General features: G+C 60.0%; 21 protein-coding genes. 12 read left to right on the forward strand and 9 right to left on the reverse strand.

Features of this window, described 5'->3' with window-relative positions:
* Positions 1–26: 26 nt before the first annotated feature.
* The 6 genes from cysG to J1G18_RS16190 form a co-directional block, all read right to left on the reverse strand.
* Positions 27–1,421 (reverse strand): siroheme synthase CysG, encoded by a 1,395-nt coding sequence (gene cysG / locus J1G18_RS16165; protein WP_027614676.1) that lies wholly within the window; start codon positions 1,419–1,421, stop codon positions 27–29.
* The gene (serS, locus tag J1G18_RS16170) at positions 1,422–2,702 is read right to left on the reverse strand and encodes a serine--tRNA ligase (protein WP_003223852.1); all 1,281 of its coding nucleotides are present in this window, start codon (positions 2,700–2,702) and stop codon (positions 1,422–1,424) included. It lies immediately after the preceding gene.
* A gap of 15 nt (positions 2,703–2,717) precedes the next feature.
* Entirely contained in the window at positions 2,718–3,092 is a 375-nt protein-coding gene (gene crcB / locus J1G18_RS16175) for a fluoride efflux transporter CrcB (RefSeq protein ID WP_223008065.1), read from the reverse strand.
* On the reverse strand, positions 3,092–4,414 hold the full coding sequence (locus J1G18_RS16180; protein ID WP_003223849.1) for a replication-associated recombination protein A: 1,323 nt from the start codon (positions 4,412–4,414) through the stop codon (positions 3,092–3,094). The genes crcB and J1G18_RS16180 overlap by 1 nt, the downstream gene beginning before the upstream one ends.
* 172 nt (positions 4,415–4,586) lie before the next feature.
* The gene (gene lolA / locus J1G18_RS16185) at positions 4,587–5,207 is read right to left on the reverse strand and encodes an outer membrane lipoprotein chaperone LolA (RefSeq protein ID WP_098968157.1); all 621 of its coding nucleotides are present in this window, start codon (positions 5,205–5,207) and stop codon (positions 4,587–4,589) included.
* A 67-nt stretch (positions 5,208–5,274) separates the two neighbouring features.
* Complete coding sequence (locus J1G18_RS16190; protein ID WP_098968156.1) at positions 5,275–7,683, reverse strand: DNA translocase FtsK; 2,409 nt, start codon at positions 7,681–7,683, stop codon at positions 5,275–5,277.
* Positions 7,684–7,990: 307 nt separating this feature from the next.
* Between J1G18_RS16190 and trxB the strand changes: the two genes are divergently transcribed.
* The 4 genes from trxB to infA all read left to right on the forward strand — a co-directional run bounded on the left by trxB (position 7,991) and on the right by infA (position 10,790).
* On the forward strand, positions 7,991–8,950 hold the full coding sequence (gene trxB, locus J1G18_RS16195) for a thioredoxin-disulfide reductase (protein WP_223008066.1): 960 nt from the start codon (positions 7,991–7,993) through the stop codon (positions 8,948–8,950).
* 63 nt (positions 8,951–9,013) lie between these two features.
* Positions 9,014–9,694 carry a leucyl/phenylalanyl-tRNA--protein transferase gene (gene aat, locus J1G18_RS16200; protein WP_139054575.1) on the forward strand — a complete coding sequence of 227 codons (681 nt, stop codon included), beginning with the start codon at positions 9,014–9,016 and terminating at the stop codon, positions 9,692–9,694.
* A gap of 57 nt (positions 9,695–9,751) precedes the next feature.
* Positions 9,752–10,459 carry an arginyltransferase gene (locus tag J1G18_RS16205; protein ID WP_027614671.1) on the forward strand — a complete coding sequence of 236 codons (708 nt, stop codon included), beginning with the start codon at positions 9,752–9,754 and terminating at the stop codon, positions 10,457–10,459.
* Positions 10,460–10,571: 112 nt separating this feature from the next.
* Positions 10,572–10,790 (forward strand): translation initiation factor IF-1, encoded by a 219-nt coding sequence (gene infA / locus J1G18_RS16210; protein WP_002553999.1) that lies wholly within the window; start codon positions 10,572–10,574, stop codon positions 10,788–10,790.
* Positions 10,791–11,872: 1,082 nt separating this feature from the next.
* Here the strand turns inward: infA and clpA are convergent.
* On the reverse strand, positions 11,873–14,143 hold the full coding sequence (clpA, locus tag J1G18_RS16215) for an ATP-dependent Clp protease ATP-binding subunit ClpA (RefSeq protein ID WP_097088113.1): 2,271 nt from the start codon (positions 14,141–14,143) through the stop codon (positions 11,873–11,875).
* 30 nt (positions 14,144–14,173) lie between these two features.
* Entirely contained in the window at positions 14,174–14,557 is a 384-nt protein-coding gene (clpS, locus tag J1G18_RS16220; RefSeq protein ID WP_027614670.1) for an ATP-dependent Clp protease adapter ClpS, read from the reverse strand.
* Between the two features lie 224 nt (positions 14,558–14,781).
* Here clpS and J1G18_RS16225 point away from each other — a divergent pair, with 224 nt between their 5' ends.
* Positions 14,782–15,063 carry a cold shock domain-containing protein gene (locus J1G18_RS16225; RefSeq protein ID WP_027614669.1) on the forward strand — a complete coding sequence of 94 codons (282 nt, stop codon included), beginning with the start codon at positions 14,782–14,784 and terminating at the stop codon, positions 15,061–15,063.
* Positions 15,064–15,142: 79 nt separating this feature from the next.
* On the opposite strand, the gene icd is transcribed toward J1G18_RS16225, so the two are convergent.
* Positions 15,143–16,399, reverse strand: coding sequence for an NADP-dependent isocitrate dehydrogenase (gene icd / locus J1G18_RS16230; protein ID WP_047601677.1), 1,257 nt, complete (start codon positions 16,397–16,399; stop codon positions 15,143–15,145).
* Positions 16,400–16,880: 481 nt separating this feature from the next.
* Here icd and J1G18_RS16235 point away from each other — a divergent pair, with 481 nt between their 5' ends.
* The 7 genes from J1G18_RS16235 to J1G18_RS16265 all read left to right on the forward strand — a co-directional run bounded on the left by J1G18_RS16235 (position 16,881) and on the right by J1G18_RS16265 (position 24,729).
* Positions 16,881–19,106 (forward strand): NADP-dependent isocitrate dehydrogenase, encoded by a 2,226-nt coding sequence (locus tag J1G18_RS16235; protein ID WP_223008067.1) that lies wholly within the window; start codon positions 16,881–16,883, stop codon positions 19,104–19,106.
* A 197-nt stretch (positions 19,107–19,303) separates the two neighbouring features.
* Positions 19,304–19,750, forward strand: a complete 447-nt coding sequence (locus tag J1G18_RS16240) for an NUDIX hydrolase (RefSeq protein ID WP_007964846.1) — start codon at positions 19,304–19,306, stop codon at positions 19,748–19,750.
* A gap of 59 nt (positions 19,751–19,809) precedes the next feature.
* Complete coding sequence (gene mnmA / locus J1G18_RS16245; protein WP_096795638.1) at positions 19,810–20,934, forward strand: tRNA 2-thiouridine(34) synthase MnmA; 1,125 nt, start codon at positions 19,810–19,812, stop codon at positions 20,932–20,934.
* Positions 20,931–21,554, forward strand: coding sequence for a high frequency lysogenization protein HflD (gene hflD / locus J1G18_RS16250; RefSeq protein ID WP_003223824.1), 624 nt, complete (start codon positions 20,931–20,933; stop codon positions 21,552–21,554). The genes mnmA and hflD overlap by 4 nt, the downstream gene beginning before the upstream one ends.
* 127 nt (positions 21,555–21,681) lie before the next feature.
* Complete coding sequence (purB, locus tag J1G18_RS16255) at positions 21,682–23,052, forward strand: adenylosuccinate lyase (RefSeq protein WP_098968150.1); 1,371 nt, start codon at positions 21,682–21,684, stop codon at positions 23,050–23,052.
* 86 nt (positions 23,053–23,138) lie between these two features.
* Positions 23,139–24,311 carry a cupin domain-containing protein gene (locus J1G18_RS16260; RefSeq protein ID WP_003223820.1) on the forward strand — a complete coding sequence of 391 codons (1,173 nt, stop codon included), beginning with the start codon at positions 23,139–23,141 and terminating at the stop codon, positions 24,309–24,311.
* Entirely contained in the window at positions 24,304–24,729 is a 426-nt protein-coding gene (locus J1G18_RS16265; protein ID WP_003223818.1) for a GNAT family N-acetyltransferase, read from the forward strand. The genes J1G18_RS16260 and J1G18_RS16265 overlap by 8 nt, the downstream gene beginning before the upstream one ends.
* Positions 24,730–24,817: the final 88 nt, after the last annotated feature.

Here is a 24,817-nt window from a genome sequence, read left to right on the forward strand (position 1 = left end):
GCTCGCGAATGAGGGCAACTCGGTTTTCAGACCTGCGCCTGAGCCCCTTCGAACCACGCCAGTTTCTCGCGCAACTGCACCACTTCCCCCACGATCACCAGCGTCGGCGCATGCACTTCATGCTCTGCCACCAGTCGCGGCAGGTCGGCCAGCGTGCCGGTGAAGACCCGCTGATTGACCGTGGTGCCCTGCTGGATCAACGCCGCCGGGGTGTCCGCGCTGCGACCGTGCTTGATCAACTGCTCGCAAATCACCGGCAAGCCCACCAGGCCCATGTAGAACACCAGCGTCTGCGCCGGTGCAACGAGGTCGGCCCATGGCAGATCGGTGGAACCGTCCTTCAGGTGCCCGGTGACGAAGCGCACCGACTGCGCGTAATCGCGATGGGTCAGCGGAATCCCGGCATACGCCGCGCAACCGCTGGCCGCCGTGATCCCCGGCACCACCTGGAACGGAATCCCGTGGGCCGCCAGCTCTTCGATCTCTTCACCGCCGCGACCGAAGATGAACGGGTCACCGCCCTTCAGGCGCACCACGCGTTTGCCGGCCTTGGCCAGATCCACCAGTTGCTGGTTGATCTGATCCTGCGGCACCGCGTGATCAGAGCGACGCTTGCCGACATAGACGCGCTCGGCATCGCGACGGCACAGCTCAAGAATCGCCGGAGCGACCAAGCGGTCGTACAGCACCACGTCGGCTTGCTGCATCAGGCGCAAGGCGCGGAAGGTCAGCAGATCCGGATCACCCGGCCCTGCCCCCACCAGATACACCTCGCCGGTAGTAACAGTCGCTTCGCCATCAATCTTGGCCTGCAACAGCCGCTCAGCCTCAGTGCCCTGCCCGGCCAGTTGCCGGTCGGCAATCGGGCCCTGAAACACGTCTTCCCAGAAACCACGGCGCTGCTGCACATCCGGAAACAGGTTTTTCACCTGATTGCGGAAACGCGCGGCAAGACCGGCCAGTTGGCCGTAGGTCGAAGGAATCCAGGTTTCGATCTTGGCGCGAATCAGCCGCGCCAGCACTGGCGCATCGCCGCCGCTGGACACCGCGATGATCAGCGGCGAGCGATCGACGATCGCCGGGAAGATCACGCTGCACAGCTGCGGCGCATCGACCACGTTGACCGGCACGCAACGCCGATGGGCATCGCTGGAGACCTGCGCATTCAGCGTTTCATCGTCGGTGGCGGCAATGATCAGCCCGCAACCGTCCAGATCCGCTTCCACGTAACCACGCAACAGACACTCGCCACCGCTGGCGCTGACCAGTTCGCGCAGTTGCGCTTCGATTTCAGGTGCGACCACCCGCAGCAGCGCACCGGCATCGGCCAGCAGGCGGGATTTGCGCAAGGCAATTTCCCCCCCACCGACCACCAACACACGACTGCCGCGCAGGTTGTGAAACAGCGGCAGATATTTCATTTAACCGATGACCTCAAGGCCACCCATGTACGGCTTCAGCACGTCCGGCACACGGATCGAACCGTCGGCCTGCTGGTAGTTTTCCAGCACCGCCACCAACGTACGACCGACCGCCAGGCCGGAACCATTCAGGGTGTGTACCAGCTCAGGCTTGCCGGTTTCCGGGTTGCGGAAACGCGCCTGCATGCGGCGGGCCTGGAAGTCGCCGCAGTTGGAGCACGACGAAATTTCGCGGTACTTGTCCTGGCTCGGAATCCACACTTCGAGGTCGTAGGTTTTCACGGCGCTGAAGCCCATGTCACCGGTGCACAGCGCCAGGGTGCGGTAAGGCAGACCCAGCAGTTGCAGGACTTTTTCGGCGTTGGCGGTCAGGCCTTCCAGCGCTTCCATCGAAGTCGACGGCTCGACGATCTGGACCATTTCAACCTTGTCGAACTGGTGCTGACGGATCATGCCGCGAGTGTCACGGCCCGACGCACCGGCCTCGCTGCGGAAGCATGGGGTGTGGGCGACGAACTTGATCGGCAGCAGTTTCGAGTCGACGATTTCACCGGCCACAATGTTGGTCAGCGACACTTCGGCGGTCGGGATCAGGTACAGATCGGCTTCGCCTTCGCGAGCGATCTTGAACAGGTCTTCTTCGAACTTCGGCAGCTGACCGGTGCCTTGCAGCGCCGGGGCCTGGACCAGATAAGGCGTGTAGGCCTCTTCGTAGCCGTGCTCGTTGACGTGCAGGTTGATCATGAACTGCGCCAGAGCGCGGTGCAGACGGGCGATCGGACCGCGCAGCAGAGCGAAACGGGCGCCGGACAGCTTGGCGGCGGTTTCAAAGTCCAGCCAGCCGAACTTCTCGCCCAGTGCAACGTGGTCTTTCACTTCGAAATCGAACTGCGTCGGCGTGCCCCAGCGGCGCACTTCAACGTTATCGTCTTCGTCTTTGCCGACCGGTACCGATTCGTGCGGCAGGTTGGGGATACCCAGCAGAATCGAGTCCAGCTCGGTCTGGATCGCGTCCAGCTCGACCTTACCGGCACTCAGCTCGCCCGCCATGCGCTCGACGTCCGCCATCAGCGGCGCGATGTCTTCGCCGCGCTGCTTGGCCTGACCGATGGATTTGGAACGCGCGTTACGCTCAGCCTGCAGTGCTTCGGTGCGGGTCTGGACGGTCTTGCGCTGTTCTTCCAGCGCTTCGATGCGCGCGGTATCCAGGGCAAAGCCACGGGAAGCCAGGCGGTCCGCTACGTCCTGAAGGTTGCTACGTAACAGTTTGGAATCGAGCATGTCGGTTTCTCGTTATCAAAGTTTGGTCAGGGACAGGCCGGCCCACGTCGCGAGCAGCCCGCCGAATACGCTGATCGCCGCATAGCCCAGGGCCAGCGGCACTTGCCCGCTTTCCAGCAGGCGCACCGTATCCAGTGAAAAGGATGAAAAAGTCGTCAGCCCCCCGAGGAAGCCGACCATCAACCCGGCACGCACCTCGATCGGCACCTCCGGGCGTATCAAAAACAGGCCGTACAACACGCCAATCAGCAGACAGCCCAAGATATTAACGGCCAGCGTCGCGGTATAGAAGTGCCGCGGCCAATTGGCGTTGACCCAATTGCCGGTGGCGAAGCGCAACAGGGTGCCGGCAATCCCGCCGACGGAGACCGCAACGATCAATGGAAGCACTATTTTCTCCGCTGTCTTGGGCTTAAACGGTCGAGTTGGGCGAGGTGGTTGAGCTTCTCGCCGATCTTCAATTCCAGGCCACGGGGCACCGGTTGATAGAACGGGATCGGTTCAAGCTCTTCCGGGAAATAATCTTCGCCGGCGGCATAGGCGTCCGGTTCGTCGTGGGCGTAGCGGTATTCGTCGCCATAGCCCAATTGCTTCATCAGCTTGGTCGGTGCATTGCGCAAGTGCAGCGGCACTTCCAGCGAACCGTACTCGGCAGCGGCGCGCAGTGCAGTCTTGAAACCCATGTACACCGCGTTGCTTTTCGGCGCGCAGGCCAGATAGGTGATGGCCTGAGCCACCGCCAATTCGCCTTCCGGGCTGCCGAGGCGCTCCTGCACCTCCCACGCCGCCAGGCACAAGCTCAGGGCGCGCGGGTCGGCGTTGCCAATGTCTTCGCTGGCCATGCGCACCACGCGCCGGGCCAGGTACAACGGATCGCAGCCGCCGTCGATCATCCGCGCGAACCAGTACAGCGCGCCGTCGGGGTTGGAGCCGCGTACCGATTTGTGCAGCGCCGAGATCTGGTCGTAGAACGCTTCGCCGCCCTTGTCGAAGCGCCGTCGGGTATCGCCGAGCAGGCTTTGCAGCAGCTCGGTGCCCATCTCGCTGTTGTCTTCGGCCAGATCCGAGGCGTTCTCCAGCAGATTGAGCAGGCGCCGGCCATCGCCATCGGCGGCCGACAGCAGCATCTGGAAGCCTTCATCGCTGAGGGTCAGGTTGCGCTTGCCCAGCCCGCGCTCTTCGGTGAGCGCGCGATGTACCAGTTTGCGCAGCGCGGTCTCGTCGAGGCTTTTCAGCACATAGACACGGGCCCGCGACAACAGCGCGTTGTTCAATTCAAATGAAGGGTTTTCGGTGGTGGCACCGATGAAAATCAGCGTGCCGTCCTCAACATACGGCAGGAACGCATCCTGCTGCGACTTGTTGAAACGGTGCACTTCATCAACGAACAGGATCGTGCGCTTGCCGTACTGGCCGGCCTGCTGCTTGGCGATTTCAACGGCCTGACGGATCTCCTTGACCCCGGCGAGAACCGCCGAGACCGTTTCGAAGTGCGCATCCGAGACTTCCGCGAGTAATCGCGCCAGAGTGGTCTTGCCCACGCCCGGCGGCCCCCAGAAGATCATCGAATGCAGGGCACCCTGCTCCAGCGCCTCACGCAGAGGCTTGCCGCGAGCGAGCACGTGCTCCTGACCGACATACTCATCCAGATTGGTCGCACGCAAACGCGCGGCCAGTGGCTGGGCAATCGGTGCACTGCGAAACAGATCCATCACGTAGCGTTGAAACCTCTGATTGTCTTAAAGCCTGTCGAGAACCCTGTGGTGAGGGGATTCATCCCCGACTGACTGCGTAGCAGTCACCTTTTTTGGGGCTGCTCGCAGCCCATCGGGGATGAATCCCCTCGCCACAAAAGCCCCTTCACAGAACTACAGGGCTGAGGGCTTATTCCTGGATAACGTCAGCACCCTTCGGGATGTCGAACTTGAACTTCGACGCCGACACCGCTTCGTTGGCCTTGACCCCGGTGAACAGGATGTTGGTGCGCTGACCAACGCTGTCGATCAGTTGCATGTCATTGACCAGGCCGTTGCGGAACGACAGACGCAGGCTGTCGAACAGGGTGTCCTTGGTCTTCGGCTTGAGGGTGAAGTCGATCACGCCACCCGCCTCTTTCGCGCTAATGTCAAAGCTCTGGCTGATCTTCGACACATCACCGGACAGCAGCAGCGCCGGGGTCTGGGTCAGACGCTCGTCGAGCTTCTTGATGGTGGCCTGTTCCAGGTCCGGGTCCCACAGGGTGACTTTCTTGCCATCGGAGACCATGGTCTGCTCGTTTGGCGCTTCGGTGTGCCAGTAGAACAGGCCCGGACGCTGCAGAACCATATCACCGCGAGTTTCCTGCAACTGCGTGCCGCTGCCGTCGAGGGTCAGCTGCGAGAAGTTCGCGGTCAGGGTTTTCGATGTTTCCAGCAATTGGGTCAGACGCGCCACGTCCTTGTCGTCGGCGTGGGCCGTGAACGTGGTCAGCGCCAGTACTGGCAACAGCATGCGGATAAGACGCATGGGAGTCCTCTTGAATACTCGTTGGGAGAGCGGCGGCACATCATTGTCCCGCCCTTTGCTTTTGCAATCAGTCGCGAACCGGGCCCGGGGCCAGAACTTCACGCGAACCGTTGGTGTTCATTGAGGTGACGACCCCGGCCATTTCCATGGCTTCGATCATGCGCGCAGCGCGGTTGTAACCAATCTTCAGCTTGCGCTGTACCGCGGAAATCGACGCCCGGCGGCTTTCCAGGACGAACTGTACGGCTTCGTCATACAGCGCGTCGGCTTCCGGATCATCACCGTCACCGCCACCGCTGCTGCCTTCGAAACCGCTGCCCGCCTCTTCGACACCGTTGAGGATGTCATCGTTGTATTCCGGTGCGCCACGCAGTTTCCAGGCTTCGACCACGCGGTGTACTTCATCGTCGGAAACGAACGCGCCGTGTACCCGGATCGGCAGGCTGGTGCCCGGGGGCATGTAGAGCATGTCACCGTGACCGAGCAGTTGTTCGGCGCCACCCTGGTCAATGATGGTCCGCGAGTCGATCTTGCTCGACACCTGGAACGCCATACGCGTCGGAATGTTGGCCTTGATCAGACCGGTGATCACGTCCACCGAAGGTCGCTGGGTCGCGAGGATCAGGTGAATACCGGCGGCACGCGCCTTCTGCGCGATACGCGCAATCAGTTCTTCAACCTTCTTGCCGACGATCATCATCATGTCGGCGAATTCGTCGACCACCACGACGATGGTCGGCAGCTTCTGCAGCAGCGGCGCTTCGTCGTGAATGCTTTCGCGCTTGTACAGCGGATCGCTCAACGGCTCGCCGGCATCCTGCGCTTCCTTGACCTTGGCGTTGAAGCCGGACAGGTTACGCACGCCCATCTTCGCCATCAGCTTGTAGCGACGTTCCATCTCGGCAACGCTCCAGCGCAGGGCGTTGGCGGCGTCCTTCATGTCGGTCACTACCGGACACAGCAGGTGCGGAATGCCTTCGTAGATCGACAGTTCGAGCATTTTCGGGTCGATCATGATCAGTTTGGCGTCATCCGGGCCGGATTTGAACAGGATCGACAGGATCATCGCGTTCACGCCCACCGACTTACCGGAACCAGTGGTACCGGCGACCAGCAGGTGCGGCATCTTCGCCAGGTCGGTGATGACCGGTTTGCCGCCGATGTCGTGGCCCAGGGCCAGGGTGACCGGCGACTTGAAGTTGTCGTACTCGGGGGTCGACAGCACTTCGGAGAAACGCACGATCTGCCGGTCTTCGTTGGGGATCTCGATACCGACCGTGGTCTTGCCCGGAATCACCTCGACCACCCGCACACTGGTCACGGCCAGCGAACGTGCAAGGTCTTTCGCCAGGTTGGCGATGCGGCTGACTTTGACGCCGGCTGCTGGCTGGATTTCGTAACGGGTAATCACCGGGCCCGGGTGGATCGAGTCCACGGTGACTTCGACGCCGAATTCCTTGAGCTTGATCTCCAGCAAGTGGCCGACCGCTGCCAGGGATTCCGGCGAATAATTGAGTTGTTTCTTTTCCGCAGGATCGAGGATCGAGATCGGCGGCAAGGTGCCTTCCACGGCGCTGTCGACGAACAACGGCACCTGCTTCTCTTTCTGCACTCGCTTGCTTGGCTCGGGCGCCTTGACCGGAGCCGGGGCGATAACCGGCGGCACCTGCTTCTCGCGATCGGACATGTGCTTGCTCAGGGCCTGTTCGCGCTCGATGAGGCGCTCCTTGACCTTGGCCTGTTCACGCTTGTCGGTAACGGTCGGCGCCACCACGTCGTGGACGCGATCATCGACTTCACGCAGCTGCGCAACCAGTTGCTTACGCTCGGTACGCGCCGACCACCAGCGGTTGATCGCGCCCTGGAACAGTTCGAACAGGTCGAGGGTGATCTTGCCGGTGACGTCCATCACCTTGAACCACGACAGGTCAGTGAATACGGTCAGGCCGAACAGGAACAGTGCAATGAACAGCAGCGTGCTGCCCTGGATATTCAGCGCGTTACGCGCCAGATCACCGAGACTTTCGCCCAGCGCCCCGCCGGCGCCCGCCGGCAGGCCGGTGGCCGCATGAAAATGGATATGCGCCAGCGCGGCGCCCGACAGCACCAGAAACACCAGACCAATCAGGCGCCAGGAGAACAGCCAGCCGCTCCACTGCCACGGCTCGTGGCGTTGACGGAAGATCTGATACGCCTTGACCGCCAGCAGCAACGGGAAGATGTACGCGAAGTAACCCAGCACCATGAACAGGATGTCGGCGCTGTAAGAACCGGCGGGGCCGCCGAAATTCTGCACATCGTCAATCTTGCTGTTGTGGCTCCAGCCCGGATCGTCCTTGCCGTAGGTCAGCAAGGCCATCATCAGGAACAGGCACAAGGCTCCGATGGCGATCAATGCACCTTCCTTGAGCCGGTAGTGCAATTGCTGGCGCCAGAGCGGAACGACTGTTTTTGGTGCTGCGGTGGATTTCTTCAAAACGCTTCTTTTCCTGCGCCCAGGGCGCGTCCATCTATTGAATGTCGATAAAAAACTGCCCAATCCAGGCAGGTAAAAAAGTGAACCGGCGCATCTGAGACTACTTTTAACACTGTGCCGCAGCTTTTATAAACACAGCCATAAACACAGCGCTCTACAAATATTCTGTAACAGCCCGGCATTGTACGGGTTTGTGCGGCTGATGCCATGCTTCAACCCATAGCTGAGCATAGCCAAGCGCACAAATACTGCGTTTCAATTTGAGCATGCATTGTCTTTTGTGACAAAGGCTTATGAGGTGTATTTGATGAACGCAGCGAAGCATTCACGCCTGATCATTCTCGGCTCCGGCCCTGCCGGTTACAGCGCCGCCGTGTACGCCGCCCGTGCCAACCTCAAACCGGTGGTGATTACCGGGCTGCAGGCCGGTGGTCAGCTCACCACCACCGTCGAAGTCGACAACTGGCCTGGCGACGTCGAAGGCCTGACCGGTCCGGCGCTGATGGAGCGCATGCAAAAACACGCCGAGCGCTTTGCCACAGAGATCGTTTACGACCACATCCACACCGCCAAGTTGCAGCAGCGCCCGTTCGAACTCATTGGCGACAGCGGCACTTACACCTGCGACGCGCTGATCATCGCCACCGGCGCCTCGGCGCAGTATCTGGGTCTACCTTCGGAAGAAGCCTTCGCCGGCAAAGGGGTTTCGGCGTGCGCGACCTGTGACGGCTTCTTCTATCGCAATCAGGTGGTCGCCGTGGTGGGCGGCGGCAATACCGCTGTCGAGGAGGCGCTGTACCTGTCGAACATCGCCAGAGAGGTGCATTTGATCCATCGCCGCGACAAATTGCGCTCGAAGAAAATCCTTCAGGACAAACTGTTCGAAAAAGCCGCCAACGGCAACGTTCGCCTGCACTGGAACCAGAATCTGGACGAAGTGCTGGGCGATGCCAGCGGCGTGACCGGTGCGCGCCTGCGTGACAGCCACAGCGGGCAGACCCGCGAACTGACACTGGCCGGCGTGTTCATCGCCATCGGCCACAAACCCAACACCGACCTGTTTCAGGGTCAGTTGCCAATGCGCGACGGCTACCTGCTGGTCAAGGGCGGCAGCGACGGCGACGCCACCTCCACAGAGATCCCCGGCGTCTTCGCTGCCGGCGATGTGGCCGACCACGTCTACCGCCAGGCCGTGACCTCGGCCGGCGCCGGCTGCATGGCGGCACTGGACGCGGAGAAGTATCTGGACGACATTCCTGTCATTTAACGGCACACTTTATCGCGGGCCTGATGCCCGCACTGCCCTCCCCCTTCTGCAAGCCTGGACGCCATGCTGACTTGGTTACAACGCAATTCCCTGACCTTCCCGCCCCTGGAAAAGGCCATGCGCGATCCCAATGGATTGCTGGCTGCCGGTGGCGATCTGTCCGCCGATCGGCTGGTGCAGGCTTACCGGCACGGCTGTTTTCCGTGGTTCTCCGAAGGCCAGCCGATCCTCTGGTGGTCGCCGGACCCACGCACCGTGCTGTTTCCCGACGAACTGCATGTCTCGCGCAGCCTCGGCAAACTGCTGCGCAAACAACGCTACCAGGTGACCTTCGATCAGGATTTCGACGCCGTGATTCGTGCCTGCGCCGCCCCCAGGGATTACGCCGACGGCACCTGGATCACCGAAGCGATGCAGGACGCCTACCTCGAACTGCACCGCCGCGGCTTCGCCCACTCGGTAGAGGTCTGGGATCAAGGCCAACTGGTCGGCGGCCTGTATGGCCTGGCGATGGGTCAGCTGTTTTTCGGCGAATCGATGTTCAGCCGCGCCGACAACGCCTCCAAATTCGGCTTTGCCATGCTGGTGCAGCATTTGAAAGACGCTGGATTCGTTCTGATTGACTGCCAGATGCCGACCGATCATCTGCACAGCCTCGGCGCCCGCGCGATCCCCCGCCACGAATTCGCCGACTATCTGGCTCGCCACCTGGATCAACCGAGTCGTGCCACCTGGGTTTGCTGAGCGACTTTTGCGCGCGTGGCTTACACTTAATTCACCAGCTTATCCCGAGGGTTGATCATGACCGAGTTGGCGCGCTTGAAGTTCTATGCCACTCAGCCTCATTCCTGCAGTTATCTGCCCGAGGAGCAGGCGACGACGCTGTTTCTCGATCCGAGTCAGCCCATGGATGTGCACGTCTACGCAGACCTGTCGGAAATGGGTTTTCGTCGCAGCGGCGATCATCTGTATCGGCCCCATTGCCAGAATTGCAATGCGTGCGTGCCTGCACGCATCCCGGTGGCGCAGTTCCTGCCCAACCGCCAGCAGAAACGCATTTTCAAACGCAATGCCGATCTGCAGGTACGCCCGGTAAAACCGCACTTCAGCGAAGAATATTTCGATCTGTATCAGCGCTATATCGAGCAGCGCCATGCCGACGGCGATATGTACCCGCCAAGTCGTGACCAGTTCTCGACCTTTCTGGTGCGCGATCTGCCCTTCTCGCGCTTTTATGAATTTCGTCTCGACGGACGGTTACTCGCCGTCGCGGTGACCGATCTGCTGCCCAATGGCTTGTCAGCGGTCTATACCTTCTACGAACCTGACGAGGAACGCCGCAGCCTGGGGCGTTTCGCAATTCTGTGGCAAATCACCGAAAGCCAGCGCCTGGGGCTAGAGGCGGTGTATCTCGGTTACTGGATCAAGAACTGCAAAAAGATGAACTACAAGACCCAGTATCGCCCCATTGAATTGCTGATTAATCAGCGCTGGGTGATTCTTAACTGATCGCAAGCCGTAAACCCCTTGGCTTAAACCCCCTTTTTCGGGCACAATGCACGCCGCTTTTGCCTGGCGCAGTTGCACCGGGCCATTCATTGGACACCGAGGGCTTTACTGCATGTCGAAAGAAGACAGCTTCGAAATGGAAGGCACTGTCGTCGACACCCTGCCCAACACCATGTTTCGTGTGGAGTTGGAAAATGGGCACGTCGTAACCGCGCATATCTCCGGCAAGATGCGCAAGAACTACATTCGTATTCTTACCGGTGACAAAGTGCGCGTCGAGCTGACGCCCTATGACTTGAGCAAAGGGCGCATTACTTACCGCGCTCGTTAATCAAGTCAATACAAGACGCCCGGCTTTGCCGGGCGTTTTTGTTTGTCTGCGATTTGGGTTTGGGTTTGGGTTTGGGTTTGGGTTTGGGTTTGGGTTTGGGTTTGGGTTTGTGAGCATATCCGTTGCTGCGGTGGTTGCTGATTACGGTTCCGCCCTTACGGCGGGTCACTTTTTCCAAACGCCGAAAAAGTAACCAAAAAGGCTACCCCCGGCGTACGGCACTTCGCTGAGGCTCAGTGTTCCCTCGCTACGGTGCCCATCAGGGGGCATCGCCTCCGGTTTGCTTCGCTGCACCTCCTCTCGATGGATGCGGCTTCGCCGCATGGCGCTGCGCGCCCACCCCCCTGATGGACACCTACGCTCGGCCTGCCGAAGGGGTTGAAGATCAAAAGCCACATCAAAAGCCACATCAAAAGCCAAAGCCAAAGCAGATCAAAAGATCACAGCCTTCGGCAGTTCCTACATGGGATTGGGTGTTTTCATTTGGAGTTTGGTCGGCTGGCAGGCCGCCTTCGCGAGCAAGCCCGCTCCCACAGTGGATTGGGGTAGGCAGTTGGAGATTGGTAGGCTGGTCGGCCGCCATCGCTGGCAGGCCAGCTCCCACATTTGGAATGAGTGTATTCAGTTAGAGATCGGTCGGCTCGTAGGCCGCCATCACCAGCAGGCTGGCTCCTACAGTTCAGAGTGCGTGCACCCCATGCGGCGAAGCCGCCCCACTCAACACGATGAGCGTTAGCTCGAGTACCGCTTTTGATCTCAGGGCCCGTCGGCAGGCTGAGTGGAGGGATTTATCCGGGGTGGGAGCGCAGCGACCGTTTGGCGCAGCCAAACACAGCGAGAGGAGGTGCAGCGAAGCAAACCGTAGGCGCTGCTCCCCGGATGAATCCCGGAGCGAAGGAACCCGAGCCTAAGCGAGGGCCGAACGTCAGGGTAAAGCCTTTTGGGTTACCTTTTCGGCGTTTGGAAAAGGTGACCCGCCGTAAGGGCGGAACCCTAAGCAGCCGTTACCGCAGAAACGGATATACACCCAAAATATCAGACAACAAAAAGGCGCCCGAAGGCGCCCTCTTGTTTTACAGCTGTCAGGCCATCTCAGCCGTGGTTTCGAAGTCAAACGTCAACTCACCATCCTTGATGTCGATGTGCACCACACCGCCATGCTCGGCCAGCTCGCCAAACAGAATCTCCTCCGCCAGCGGACGCTTGATCTTGTCCTGGATCAGACGCGCCATCGGACGTGCACCCATCGCCGAGTCATAACCGCCGGCCGCCAGCCAACTGCGCGCCGCATCGGTAACTTCCAGCAACACACGCTTGTCTTCCAGCTGCGCCTGCAGTTCGGTAAGGAACTTGTCCACCACACTTTTGATGACCTCATGGCTGAGGCGACCAAACTGGATAATGGTGTCCAGACGGTTACGGAACTCCGGCGTGAAGCTCTTCTTGATCACTTCCATCGCATCAGACGAGTGGTCCTGATGGGTGAAACCGATCGAAGCACGCGCCGCGGTTTCGGCACCGGCGTTGGTGGTCATGATCACGATCACATTGCGGAAATCCGCCTTGCGCCCGTTGTTGTCGGTGAGCGTGCCGTGGTCCATCACCTGCAGCAGCAGGTTGAAGACTTCCGGATGCGCCTTCTCGATTTCATCGAGCAGCAATACGCAGTGCGGTTGCTTGGTGATCGCTTCGGTCAACAGACCGCCCTGATCAAAGCCGACATAGCCCGGAGGCGCACCGATCAGACGCGATACGGTGTGGCGCTCCATGTACTCGGACATGTCGAAGCGCACCAGTTCGATACCCAACGCCTTGGCCAGTTGCCGCGCGGCCTCGGTTTTACCGACACCGGTAGGACCTGCGAACAGGAACGAGCCGACTGGCTTGTCAGGCGACTTGAGCCCGGCACGGGACAGTTTGATCGCGGTCGACAGCGAATCGATCGCCGCATCCTGACCAAACACCGTCAGCTTCAGGTCGCGCTCCAGGTTACGCAGCAATTCCTTGTCGGAGCTGGTGACGTGTTTTGGCGGAATCCGCGCGATCTTCGCCACAATGTCTTCAACCTGCGGCACTTCGATGCGTTTGACGCGCATCTCGACCGGCTGCAGGCGCTGATAGGCACCCGCCTCGTCGATCACGTCGATGGCCTTGTCCGGCATATGCCGGTCATTGATGTAGCGCGATGCCAGCTCGGCAGCAGCGCGCAACGACTCATCGCTGTATTCGATGTTGTGGTGCTGTTCGAAACGCCCTTTCAGGCCGCGCAGGATACCGATGGTGTCTTCCACCGACGGCTCGACAACATCGACCTTCTGGAAGCGTCGTGCCAGCGCACGATCCTTCTCGAAGATTCCGCGGAATTCCTGGAACGTGGTCGAGCCGATGCAGCGAATGTCGCCAGACGACAGCAGCGGCTTGAGCAGGTTCGAGGCATCCATCACGCCACCGGACGCAGCACCCGCACCGATGATGGTGTGAATCTCGTCGATGAACAGGATCGCCTGCGGACGTTTTTTCAGCTCATTGAGCAGCGCCTTGAAGCGCTTCTCGAAATCACCGCGATACTTGGTGCCTGCGAGCAGTGCACCTAGGTCGAGCGAATAGACGACGCTGTTGGCCAGCAGATCCGGCACCTGGTTGTCGACAATGCGCTTGGCCAGGCCTTCGGCAATCGCGGTTTTACCCACGCCTGCCTCGCCGACCAGCAACGGATTGTTCTTGCGCCGACGCGCGAGAATCTGCGCGACACGCTCGACTTCCATCTCGCGGCCGACCAGCGGATCGATCCGACCCTGGCGTGCGAGTTCGTTGAGGTTGCTGGCATAAGCATCCAGCGGATTGCCTGAAGAAGAAGACTCACCGCCCTCGTCGTCCTGCATATCTTGTTCACCTTCAGAGTGATCGCCGTGCCCTGGCACTTTGGAAATGCCGTGGGCGATGTAATTGACGACATCAATGCGCGCAACGCTCTGCTGTTTCAGCAGGAATACGGCCTGACTCTCTTGCTCACTGAAGATTGCAACCAGCACGTTGGCGCCGGTTACTTCGCGTTTGCCCGAGCTCTGCACATGGAAGACAGCACGTTGCAGTACACGCTGGAAGCCCAGGGTTGGCTGGGTTTCGCGATCTTCGTCATGGACGGGGATCAGTGGCGTGGTGGAGTCGATGAACTCCTGCAGGTCGTGCTTGAGTTTGTCGAGGTTTGCGCCGCAGGCACGCAATACGGTGGCGGCAGCCTCATTGTCCAATAGGGCCAGCAGCAGGTGTTCGACGGTCATGAATTCATGACGCTTCGAACGAGCCTCCTTGAAGGCAAGATTGAGGGTGACTTCGAGCTCGCGGTTTAACATAGCTTCACCTCATACCCAAGTGGTCGGCGATTAACCGTCCTTCTCGATTTCACAGAGTAGCGGATGCTGGCTTTCCCTGGCGTACTGGTTGACCTGCATGGCCTTTGTCTCGGCGATGTCGCGGGTAAACACTCCACATACTGCCCGTCCTTCTGTGTGAACGGCCAGCATGACCTTGGTCGCCAGCTCGCGATTCAGGTTAAAAAACACCTCGAGCACTTCGACGACGAAATCCATCGGTGTGTAGTCATCATTGAACAAAACCACCTTGTACATCGGCGGCGCCTGTAACGCAGGCTTTGCTTCCTGAACAGCAACGCCTGCCGAATCGTCGTCGTGCTCCTCTGGATGATCCTTTTGGAGAAGCGGGCGATCCTGATTGAATGTTAGTCGAATCTGGCTGATTGCATGCATGGAAAGAAAGGTTCGTCAGTTGTGCAAATACAGTGGTGGGGGCGGCTGTACACCTTTTCAACTCCGACTGCCCGGTCACCTTGACTATCGGGAAAACGGTGTTACAACCAATAGAGCCCACAGTGGGTAAAAAAGATCCGCGGAGTCAATCCTTTTAACGGATTAGATTGCGGATGTCCTGGATGATACTCCAGCGATGGAGTCTGTTGCAGAGGGATTTGAGCATGGCTGTCGGCAAGGTCAAGTGGTTCAACAATGCCAAGGGATTCGGCTTCATCAATACCGATGCCCGCGAGGGGAAGGACGAGGATGGCAAGGACATCGATTTCTTTGCTCACTACTCCGCCATTGAAATGGACGGGTACAAAACCCTCAAAGCCGGGCAAATCGTCAAATTCGAGATCGTGCAAGGGCCAAAAGGCCTGCACGCGACAAAAATTCAGAATGTCGAGACAGCAAAAGATAGTGCCTCGACAGCCGCTCAGCACCAATCAGTGACCAGCTGAAGCAACCCGAACACCTGCCAGAAAACAAACCGCCCGGCTCGATCACTCGAGCCGGGCGGTTTCGTTGCGACTGCCACTCTTACATGTGCTTGATGATCGCCTCACCGAAGCCCGAAGAAGACACCAGCGTGGCACCGTCCATCAGACGTTCGAAGTCATAGGTCACAGTCTTGGCCTTGATGGCGCCGTTCGTGCCCTTGATGATCAGGTCAGCCGCTTCGGTCCAGCCCAAATGACGCAACATCATCTCGGCCGACAGAATTACCGAGCCCGGGTTGACCTGGTCCTTGCCGGCGTACTTCGGCGCGGTACCGTGGGTCGCCTCGAACATGGCCACGGTGTCGGACAGGTTGGCGCCCGGCGCGATACCGATACCGCCCACTTCCGCCGCCAGGGCGTCGGAGAGGTAGTCACCGTTGAGGTTCAGCGTGGCGATTACGTCGTACTCGGCTGGACGCAGCAGGATCTGCTGGAGCATGGCGTCGGCGATGGCGTCCTTGACGATGACTTCACGGCCGGTTTTCGGGTTCTTGAATTTCATCCATGGGCCGCCATCGAGCAGCTCGGCGCCGAATTCTTCCTTCGCCACCTCGTAGCCCCAGTCCTTGAAGGCACCTTCGGTGAATTTCATGATGTTGCCCTTGTGCACGATGGTCAGCGACTTGCGGTCGTTGTCCACCACGTATTGCAGGGCCTTGCGCACCAGACGTTTGGTGCCTTCCTTGGAAACAGGCTTGATGCCGATACCGCAATCCTGGTCGAAACGGATCTTGGTGACGCCCATTTCTTCTTTCAGAAACTTGATGACCTTGGTGGCCTCAGGGGAGCCGGCCTTCCATTCGATACCGGCATAAATGTCTTCCGAGTTCTCGCGGAAAATCACCATGTCGACGTCGCCAGGCTTTTTCACCGGGCTTGGCACACCTTCGAACCACACCACGGGACGCAGGCACACATACAGATCGAGTTGCTGGCGCAGGGCTACGTTGAGGGAGCGGATGCCACCACCGACCGGGGTGGTCAGCGGGCCCTTGATGGAGACCACGTAATCCTTGACGGCGTCCAGGGTTTCCTGGGGCAGCCAGGTGTCCTGGTCGTAGACCTGGGTCGCTTTTTCGCCAGCATAAACCTCCATCCAGGAAATCTTGCGCTTGCCCCCATAGGCCTTGGCCACGGCAGCATCAACCACTTTGATCATCACCGGGCTGACGTCGACGCCAATGCCGTCACCTTCAATGAAGGGGATGATCGGGTTATCAGGAACATTGAGAGAATGGTCTGCATTGACGGTGATTTTGTCGCCGACGGCTGGAACCTGAATCTTCTTGTAACCCATGCTGAACTCCATTGTTTGGATTGAACATCTGGCTTGGTTCGAGCGTAACCCAGTTAAATCAACACGCAAACCCTCTGTTCACGGCGCGGGCACATCTGGTTTCGTACAACCCTGAAAGCAAAGGGAAAAGCGCCAAACTCAAGCATTCGCAGCGACTCTACGCCCCACCCGCCCCTGCGACCTTTAGACCAATGGACGAGAATCGTTGCATATGAACCATCGGCAGATTGCCAGCTACCTATGTATAATGCCGCCCGCTGACCAAAGGGTCACGACGGCTGGCCTCTCTAGCACGAGACTTTCCGCCTGATTGGTCGGGTTGTTACCGCAGTCCGACTGCTTGACGCTCTACTGATGCACCCAACATCACCGCGAAGAATCTCGACATTCGGTTCATGGATGACTTTGAACGAACGCGCTTACCCGGCGCCCCTCGAGTTTCTGCGCACGCTTTAGCAAAGAAGAGAGAGTTAATCCGAATATGCCCACCCGCTCGAAGATCATCTATACCTTCACCGACGAAGCTCCAGCCCTCGCCACCTATTCCCTGCTGCCGATCATCGAGGCTTACACCGCCTCGGCCGATATCGCCGTGGAAACCCGCGATATCTCTCTTGCAGCACGCATCCTGGCCAGCTTCCCCGAGCAACTGGGCGACAAAGCCGTAGCCGACCACCTCGCCGAACTGGGCGACCTGGCCGTTACGCCTGAAGCCAACATCATCAAGCTGCCGAACATCAGTGCTTCGGTGCCTCAGCTGCAAGCGGCGATCAAAGAGCTGCAAGCCCAGGGTTACAACCTGCCGGACTACCCGGAAACCGTGACCAACGACGCCGAAAAAGAAGCCAAGGCGCGTTACGACAAGGTCAAGGGCAGCGCCGTGAACCCGGTTCTGCGTGAAGGCAACTCCGACCGCCGCGCTCCGCTGTCGGTAAAAAACTACGCCCGCAAGCACCCGCACAAAATGGGCGCCTGGGCCAAAGACTCCAAATCCCACGTCGCTCACATGAGCACCGGCGATTTCTACGGCAGCGAAAAAGCTGCCCTGATCGACGCCGCTGACGCTGTGAAAATCGAGCTGATCGCCAAAGACGGCACCGCAACCGTCCTGAAAGAAAAAACCAGCGTTCAGGCTGGCGAGATCCTCGACTGCGCCGTGATGAGCAAAAACGCCCTGCGCGCGTTCATCGCCGCTGAAATCGACAGCGCCAAGGCGCAAGGCGTACTGCTCTCGGTGCACCTGAAAGCGACCATGATGAAGGTCTCCGACCCGATCATGTTCGGCCAGATCGTTGCCGAGTTCTATAAAGACGCCCTGACCAAGCACGCTGACGTGCTGGCCCAGATCGGCTTCAACCTGAACAACGGCATCGGTGATCTGTACGCGCGCATCAAGGCCCTGCCGGCCGAGCAGCAAGCACAGATCGAAGCTGACATCGCGGCGGTCTACGCTGCTCGCCCATCGCTGGCGATGGTCAACTCCGACAAGGGCATCACCAACCTGCACGTGCCGAGCGACGTCATCGTCGACGCCTCGATGCCAGCAATGATCCGTGACTCCGGCAAGATGTGGGGCACCGACGGTCAGCTACACGACACCAAGGCAGTGATCCCGGATCGTTGCTACGCAACCATCTACCAGGCTGTGATCGAAGATTGCAAAGCCAATGGCGCGTTCGATCCGACCACCATGGGCAGCGTGCCAAACGTTGGCCTGATGGCGAAGAAAGCCGAAGAGTACGGCTCGCACGACAAGACCTTCCAGATCAAGGCTGACGGCGTGGTTCGCGTCACCGACAGCAAGGGCAACCTGCTGATGGAACAGACTGTCGAAGCCGGCGACATCTTCCGCATGTGCCAGACCAAAGATGCGCCGATCCAGGACTGGGTCAAACTGGCTGTCAACCGTGCTCGCGCCAGCAGCACCCCGGCGATCTTCTGGCTGGACCCGATGCGCGCCCACGACGGCGTAGTGATCGAGAAGGTTCAGGCTTACCTGAAGGATCACGACACCACTGGTCTGGATATCCAGATCATGGCGCCGGTCGATGCCATGAAGTACACCCTGCAGCGCACCCGCGAAGGCAAGGACACCATCTCGGTGACCGGCAACGTACTGCGCGACTACCTGACCGACCTGTTCCCGATCATGGAACTGGGCACCAGCGCCAAGATGCTGTCGATCGTGCCGCTGATGAACGGCGGTGGCCTGTTCGAAACCGGCGCCGGCGGTTCGGCGCCGAAGCACGTGCAGCAACTGGTTGAAGAGAACTTCCTGCGCTGGGATTCGCTGGGCGAATTCCTGGCTCTGGCAGCCTCCCTCGAGCATTTGGGTGTGAACTACAACAACCCGAAAGCGCTGGTTCTGTCGAAAACCCTGGATCAGGCCACCGGTCAGTTCCTCGACAACAACAAGTCGCCATCGCGCAAGGTCGGCAACATCGACAACCGCGGCAGCCACTTCTACCTGGCGCTGTACTGGGCTCAGGCCCTGGCCGCCCAGACCGAAGACACTGCACTGCAAGCGCAGTTCGCGACTCTGGCCAAAACCCTGACCGAGAACGAGGCGACCATCGTTGCAGAGCTCAACGCCGTGCAGGGCAAGCCAGTGGACATCGGTGGTTACTACCACGCCGACGCCGAGCTGATCAGCAAGGCCATGCGCCCAAGCGCAACCTTCAACGCGGCGATTGCTGCGCTGGTTTAAGCTTGTAATGCTGCAAAGAAGCCCCGGCCCAGTGCCGGGGTTTCTGTTTCCGAATACAACACGAACCCCCTGTGGGAGCGGGCTTGCTCGCGAATGCGGTTTATCATTCAACATCGTCATTGACTGACCCACCGCTTTCGCGAGCAAGCCCGCTCCCACAGGGGATTGGGGTTTAACCAATAGATTGAGGAAGATTTATGGAATGGCTCCCCCACATCACCGTTGCCACCATCGTCGAAGACAACGGTCGCTTCCTGATGGTCGAAGAACACAAGGCCGGGCGTAACGTGCTCAACCAGCCGGCCGGTCATCTGGACCCGAACGAGACCCTGATCGACGCCGCCATCCGCGAAACCCTTGAGGAAACCGGCTGGGACGTCGAACCCACCGGCGTGATCGGCATTTATCTGTATACCGCGCCGAGCAACGGCGTGACTTATCAACGCGTGTGCTTCAGCGCCAAAGCGGTGAAACACCACCCGGACTATCAACTCGACGATGGCATCGTCGGCGCCAAGTGGTTGACCCGCAGCGAATTAATCGCCCAGCGCGACAACTGGCGCAGCGAGCTGATCATCCGCTGCATCGACGACTATCTGGCCGGTCATCACTTCAGTCTCGAACTGATCCGCCCTTCTCTTTAGCCTTGAGGCCGTGAGCCTGCTAGAATCGCGTCCTTTTTCAAGACACTCATTGAATCCCTATGCGTGATCCAGCCCCTTCTGACACATCCAAGAAGCGCGTCATTGTCGGCATGTCCGGCGGCGTGGACTCTTCCGTTTCCGCTCTCCTGCTGATCGAGCAGGGTTACGAGGTGGAAGGCCTGTTCATGAAGAACTGGGAAGAAGACGACGGAACGGAATACTGCACCGCCATGGACGACCTGGCGGATGCCCAGGCCGTGTGCGACAAGATCGGCATCAAGCTGCACACCGCCAACTTCGCCGCCGAGTACTGGGACAACGTGTTCGAGCACTTCCTGGCCGAATACAAGGCCGGTCGCACGCCGAACCCGGACATCCTGTGCAACCGCGAGATCAAGTTCAAAGCGTTCCTCGACTACGCCATGATGCTTGGCGCCGACCTGATCGCCACCGGCCATTACGTGCGCCGTCGCGACATCGATGGTCGTACCGAACTGCTCAAGGGCCTCGATCCGAACAAGGACCAGAGCTACTTCCTGCACGCTGTCGGCGGCGAACAGATCGCCAAGACCCTGTTCCCGGTCGGTGAACTGGAAAAGCCCGAAGTGCGCGCCATTGCCGAGAAATACGAGCTGGCGACCGCCAAGAAGAAGGATTCCACCGGGATCTGCTTCATCGGTGAGCGACGTTTCAGCGACTTCCTCAAGCAATACCTGCCGGCACAACCGGGCGAGATCAAGACCACCGAAGGCGAAGTCATCGGCCGTCACCACGGCTTGATGTACCACACCATCGGTCAGCGTCAGGGCCTGGGTATCGGCGGCCTGAAAGACGCGGGCGACGAGCCGTGGTACGTGCTGCGCAAGGATCTGGACAGCAACGAGCTGATCGTCGGCCAGGGCAACAACCATCCGTGGCTGTTCTCCAGCGCCCTGCTCGCTTCGGAAATCTACTGGGTCAATCCGATCGACCTGAGCCAGCCGCTGCGCCTGACCGCCAAAGTGCGTTATCGCCAGAGCGATCAGGCTTGCACCCTGGAAAAAACCGAAAACGGCTACCGCGCCGTGTTCGACGAACCGCAACGCGCGGTAACCCCGGGTCAGTCCGTGGTGTTCTATGACGGTGAAATCTGCCTCGGTGGCGGCGTGATCGAGGTTGCCGAGCCGTGGAGCGGCCAGGCATGAGCCCGACTCAGGAGCAACTGACGGCGCTGGGCGGCGTGTTCCTCGCCGCGGTGCTGGTCGACCGCATCGCCAAGACCGGCCAGACCAGCGAGGCCGGCCTGAGCTGCATGCTCGGCAGCCTGCTGGTACGCGACCCGAAGGACACACTGGACGTGTACGGCGGCGACGACCTCAATCTGCGCGAGGGTTATCGGGCATTGATCGGCGCCCTCGAGCGCGACCCGAGCACCCTGCAACGCGAACCGCTGCGCTATGCCCTGTCGATGCTCGGCCTGGAACGCCAACTGGCCAAACGTGACGACATGCTCGACACCATTGGCAAACGCCTGCCGCAGATCCAGTCGCAGGTCGAACACTTCGGCCCGGCCCACGAAAACGTGATCGCCGCCTGCGGTGCGCTGTATCAGGACACCCTGAGCACGCTGCGCCAGCGGATTCAGGTGCATGGCGACATGCGCAACCTGCAGCAACCGAGCAACGCTTCGAAGATCCGCGCCCTGCTGCTGGCCGGCATCCGTTCGGCACGCCTGTGGCGGCAGCTCGGCGGCCACCGCTGGCAGTTGGTGATCAGTCGGCGCAAGCTGCTCAAAGAGCTGTATCCGTTGATGCGCAGCGAGTAAATCGTCGCGCAATAAAAGTTTTGTAGTTTGTAGCGCGTAATACGCCGGTCAGTTGGCAACGGACCGGCGGATTTTTTCATGTATGATACGCGCCCCATTTCGTTGCCCGACTGTCCGAGAACACCCCATGCAGCTCTCTTCGCTCACTGCGGTTTCCCCTGTTGACGGCCGCTACGCCGGCAAAACCCAGGCCCTGCGCCCGATTTTCAGCGAGTACGGCCTGATCCGTGCCCGCGTCCTGGTTGAAGTGCGCTGGCTCCAGCGCCTGGCCGCCCACGCCGGTATCCCGGAAGTGCCAGCCTTCTCCGCCGAGGCCAACGCCGTTCTCAATGAACTGGCTGAAAACTTCTCGCTGGAGCACGCCGAGCGCGTCAAAGAGATCGAGCGCACCACCAACCACGACGTCAAGGCGATCGAATACCTGCTCAAGGAGCAGGCGGCCAAGCTGCCGGAGCTGGCCAAGGTCAGCGAGTTCATCCACTTTGCCTGCACCAGCGAAGACATCAACAACCTGTCCCACGCCCTGATGCTGCGCGAAGGCCGTGACGACGTGATGCTGCCGCTGATGCGCCAGACTGCCAACGCCATCCGCGAACTGGCGATCCGTTTCGCCGACGTGCCGATGCTGTCGCGCACCCACGGCCAACCGGCCTCCCCGACTACTCTGGGTAAAGAGCTGGCGAACGTGGTTTACCGTCTCGAGCGTCAGATCGCTCAAGTCGCTGCCGTGCCGCTGCTGGGCAAGATCAACGGCGCCGTAGGCAACTACAACGCGCACCTGTCGGCCTACCCGCAGATCGACTGGGAAGCCAACGCCCGCGCCTTCATCGAAGACGAACTGGGCCTGGGCTTCAACCCGTACACCACGCAGATCGAACCGCATGACTACATCGCCGAGCTGTTCGACGCGATCGCGCGCTTCAACACCATCCTGATCGACTTCGACCGTGACATCTGGGGCTACATCTCCCTCGGTTATTTCAAACAGCGCACCATCGCTGGCGAAATCGGTTCGTCGACCATGCCACACAAGGTCAACCCGATCGACTTCGAAAACTCCGAAGGCAACCTGGGCATCGCCAATGCACTGTTCCAGCACCTGGCGAGCAAACTGCCAATTTCCCGCTGGCAGCGCGACCTGACCGACTCCACCGTACTGCGCAACCTCGGTGTGGGCTTCGCTCACAGCGTGATCGCCTACGAAGCCAGCCTCAAAGGCATCAGCAAGCTTGAGCTGAACGCTGACAAGATCGCTGCCGATCTGGACGCTTGCTGGGAAGTATTGGCCGAGCCGATCCAGACCGTGATGCGCCGCTACAACATCGAAAACCCGTACGAAAAGCTCAAAGAACTGACCCGCGGCAAGGGCATCAGCCCGCAAGCGCTGCAGACTTTCATCGACGGCCTGGACATGCCAGCCGAAGCGAAAGCCGAGCTGAAACAGCTGACCCCGGCCAACTACATCGGTAACGCTGTAGCGCAAGCCAAACGCATCTGATTCACCGCTTGACCCGTTTGAGACGCCCGGCCGCGCCGGGCGTTTTTATTCCCGTCTGAAAAATGCTTTTTTTCAATAGGTTACACATGAATCCTGATACTCCTCTTCAACTTTTGGGCGGTCTCACGGCGCGCGAATTCATGCGCGATTACTGGCAGAAAAAGCCGCTGCTGATCCGTCAGGCCATCCCTGACTTCGAAAGCCCGATCGACGCCGACGAACTCGCCGGCCTGGCCCTGGAAGAAGAGGTCGAGTCGCGCCTGGTGATCGAGCACGGCGAGCGCCCGTGGGAGCTGCGTCGCGGCCCGTTCGCCGAAGACGAATTCAGCAAGCTGCCGGAAAAAGAGTGGACCCTGCTCGTTCAGGCCGTTGATCAATTCGTCCCGGAAGTCAGCGAGCTGCTGGAAAACTTCCGCTTCCTGCCGAGCTGGCGCGTCGATGACGTGATGATCAGCTTCGCCGCCCCGGGTGGCAGCGTCGGCCCGCACTTCGACAATTACGACGTGTTCCTGCTGCAAGGCCACGGCCAGCGCAACTGGAAAATCGGCCAGATGTGCGACTCCGAGAGCCCGCTGCTGCAACACGCGGATCTGCGCATCCTCGCCGAATTCCACGAAACCGAAGAATGGGTGCTGGAACCGGGCGACATGCTCTACCTGCCGCCGCGCCTGGCTCACTGCGGTGTCGCCGTGGACAACTGCATGACCTACTCGGTTGGTTTCCGTGCGCCAAGCGCCTCGGAAGTGCTGACCCACTTCACCGACTTCCTCAGCCAGTTCCTGACTGACGAAGAACGCTACACCGACGCCGATGCGAAGCCGGTCAGCGATGATCCACATCAGATCCAGCACGATGCACTCGGCCGCCTGAAAAGCCTGCTCGCCGAACACATGAGTGACGAGCGCCTGCTGCTGACGTGGTTCGGCCAGTACATGACCGAGCCACGCTACCCGGAACTGGTGGTTGGCCCGGAAGACGTTGAAGAAGATGACTTCCTCAACGCTCTGCAGGACGGTGCGGTGCTGATCCGCAACCCGAGCGCGCGCCTGGCCTGGTCGGAAGTCGATGACGATCTGCTGCTGTTCGCCAGCGGCCAGAGCCGTTACCTGCCGGGCAAGCTGCGCGAGCTGCTGAAGATGATCTGCGCCGCCGATGCGCTGCACGTCGACAACCTCGGCGAGTGGCTCAACGACGAAGACGGTCGCGGCCTGCTGTGCGAACTGGTCAAACAGGGCAGCCTGGGATTTGCCGATGAATAAGATTCGCGTACGTGTCGCAGACTGGCAAAAGGACAACGCCGAGATCCGGCGCATTCGTGAAACGGTGTTCATCGCCGAACAATCGGTGCCACCCGAGCTTGAATGGGACGCCGATGACGCGACCGCCGTGCATTTTCTGGCGTTCGAAGGCGACTTTCCGATCGGCACCGCCCGCCTGCTGCCCGACGGGCACATTGGTCGGGTTTCGGTGTTGAAGGACTGGCGCGGGATGAAGGTAGGCGATGCGCTGATGCAAGCGGTCATCGCCGAAGCCGAAGCCCGTGGCCTGCAGCAGCAGATGCTCAGCGCCCAGGTACAGGCCACGGCGTTCTATGAGCGCCTGGGCTTCAGCCTGGTCAGCGAGGAATTCCTCGAAGCCGGGATTCCGCATGTCGATATGGTTCGCCATTCGGCCTGAGACCGCGGCGCGGCTTTCGCGAGCAAGCTCGCTCCCACAGTTGATCTGCAGCAGACACAGATTGTGTGTCAGACAGAGATTCAATGTG

The sequence above is a fragment of the Pseudomonas sp. MIS38 genome (assembly GCF_019891575.1).
Taxonomy (GTDB): domain Bacteria; phylum Pseudomonadota; class Gammaproteobacteria; order Pseudomonadales; family Pseudomonadaceae; genus Aquipseudomonas; species Aquipseudomonas putida_A.

Excerpts from the sequence above, each read along its gene's own strand:
- cysG (WP_027614676.1), bottom strand. The coding sequence starts at position 1,421 with ATGAAATATCTGCCGCTGTTTCACAACCTGCGCGGCAGTCGTGTGTTG.
- serS (WP_003223852.1), bottom strand. The coding sequence starts at position 2,702 with ATGCTCGATTCCAAACTGTTACGTAGCAACCTTCAGGACGTAGCGGAC.
- J1G18_RS16180 (WP_003223849.1), bottom strand. The coding sequence starts at position 4,414 with ATGGATCTGTTTCGCAGTGCACCGATTGCCCAGCCACTGGCCGCGCGT.
- lolA (WP_098968157.1), bottom strand. The coding sequence starts at position 5,207 with ATGCGTCTTATCCGCATGCTGTTGCCAGTACTGGCGCTGACCACGTTC.
- trxB (WP_223008066.1), top strand. The coding sequence starts at position 7,991 with ATGAACGCAGCGAAGCATTCACGCCTGATCATTCTCGGCTCCGGCCCT.
- aat (WP_139054575.1), top strand. The coding sequence starts at position 9,014 with ATGCTGACTTGGTTACAACGCAATTCCCTGACCTTCCCGCCCCTGGAA.
- J1G18_RS16205 (WP_027614671.1), top strand. The coding sequence starts at position 9,752 with ATGACCGAGTTGGCGCGCTTGAAGTTCTATGCCACTCAGCCTCATTCC.
- infA (WP_002553999.1), top strand. The coding sequence starts at position 10,572 with ATGTCGAAAGAAGACAGCTTCGAAATGGAAGGCACTGTCGTCGACACC.
- clpA (WP_097088113.1), bottom strand. The coding sequence starts at position 14,143 with ATGTTAAACCGCGAGCTCGAAGTCACCCTCAATCTTGCCTTCAAGGAG.
- clpS (WP_027614670.1), bottom strand. The coding sequence starts at position 14,557 with ATGCATGCAATCAGCCAGATTCGACTAACATTCAATCAGGATCGCCCG.
- J1G18_RS16225 (WP_027614669.1), top strand. The coding sequence starts at position 14,782 with ATGGCTGTCGGCAAGGTCAAGTGGTTCAACAATGCCAAGGGATTCGGC.
- icd (WP_047601677.1), bottom strand. The coding sequence starts at position 16,399 with ATGGGTTACAAGAAGATTCAGGTTCCAGCCGTCGGCGACAAAATCACC.
- J1G18_RS16235 (WP_223008067.1), top strand. The coding sequence starts at position 16,881 with ATGCCCACCCGCTCGAAGATCATCTATACCTTCACCGACGAAGCTCCA.
- J1G18_RS16240 (WP_007964846.1), top strand. The coding sequence starts at position 19,304 with ATGGAATGGCTCCCCCACATCACCGTTGCCACCATCGTCGAAGACAAC.
- mnmA (WP_096795638.1), top strand. The coding sequence starts at position 19,810 with ATGCGTGATCCAGCCCCTTCTGACACATCCAAGAAGCGCGTCATTGTC.
- hflD (WP_003223824.1), top strand. The coding sequence starts at position 20,931 with ATGAGCCCGACTCAGGAGCAACTGACGGCGCTGGGCGGCGTGTTCCTC.
- purB (WP_098968150.1), top strand. The coding sequence starts at position 21,682 with ATGCAGCTCTCTTCGCTCACTGCGGTTTCCCCTGTTGACGGCCGCTAC.
- J1G18_RS16260 (WP_003223820.1), top strand. The coding sequence starts at position 23,139 with ATGAATCCTGATACTCCTCTTCAACTTTTGGGCGGTCTCACGGCGCGC.
- J1G18_RS16265 (WP_003223818.1), top strand. The coding sequence starts at position 24,304 with ATGAATAAGATTCGCGTACGTGTCGCAGACTGGCAAAAGGACAACGCC.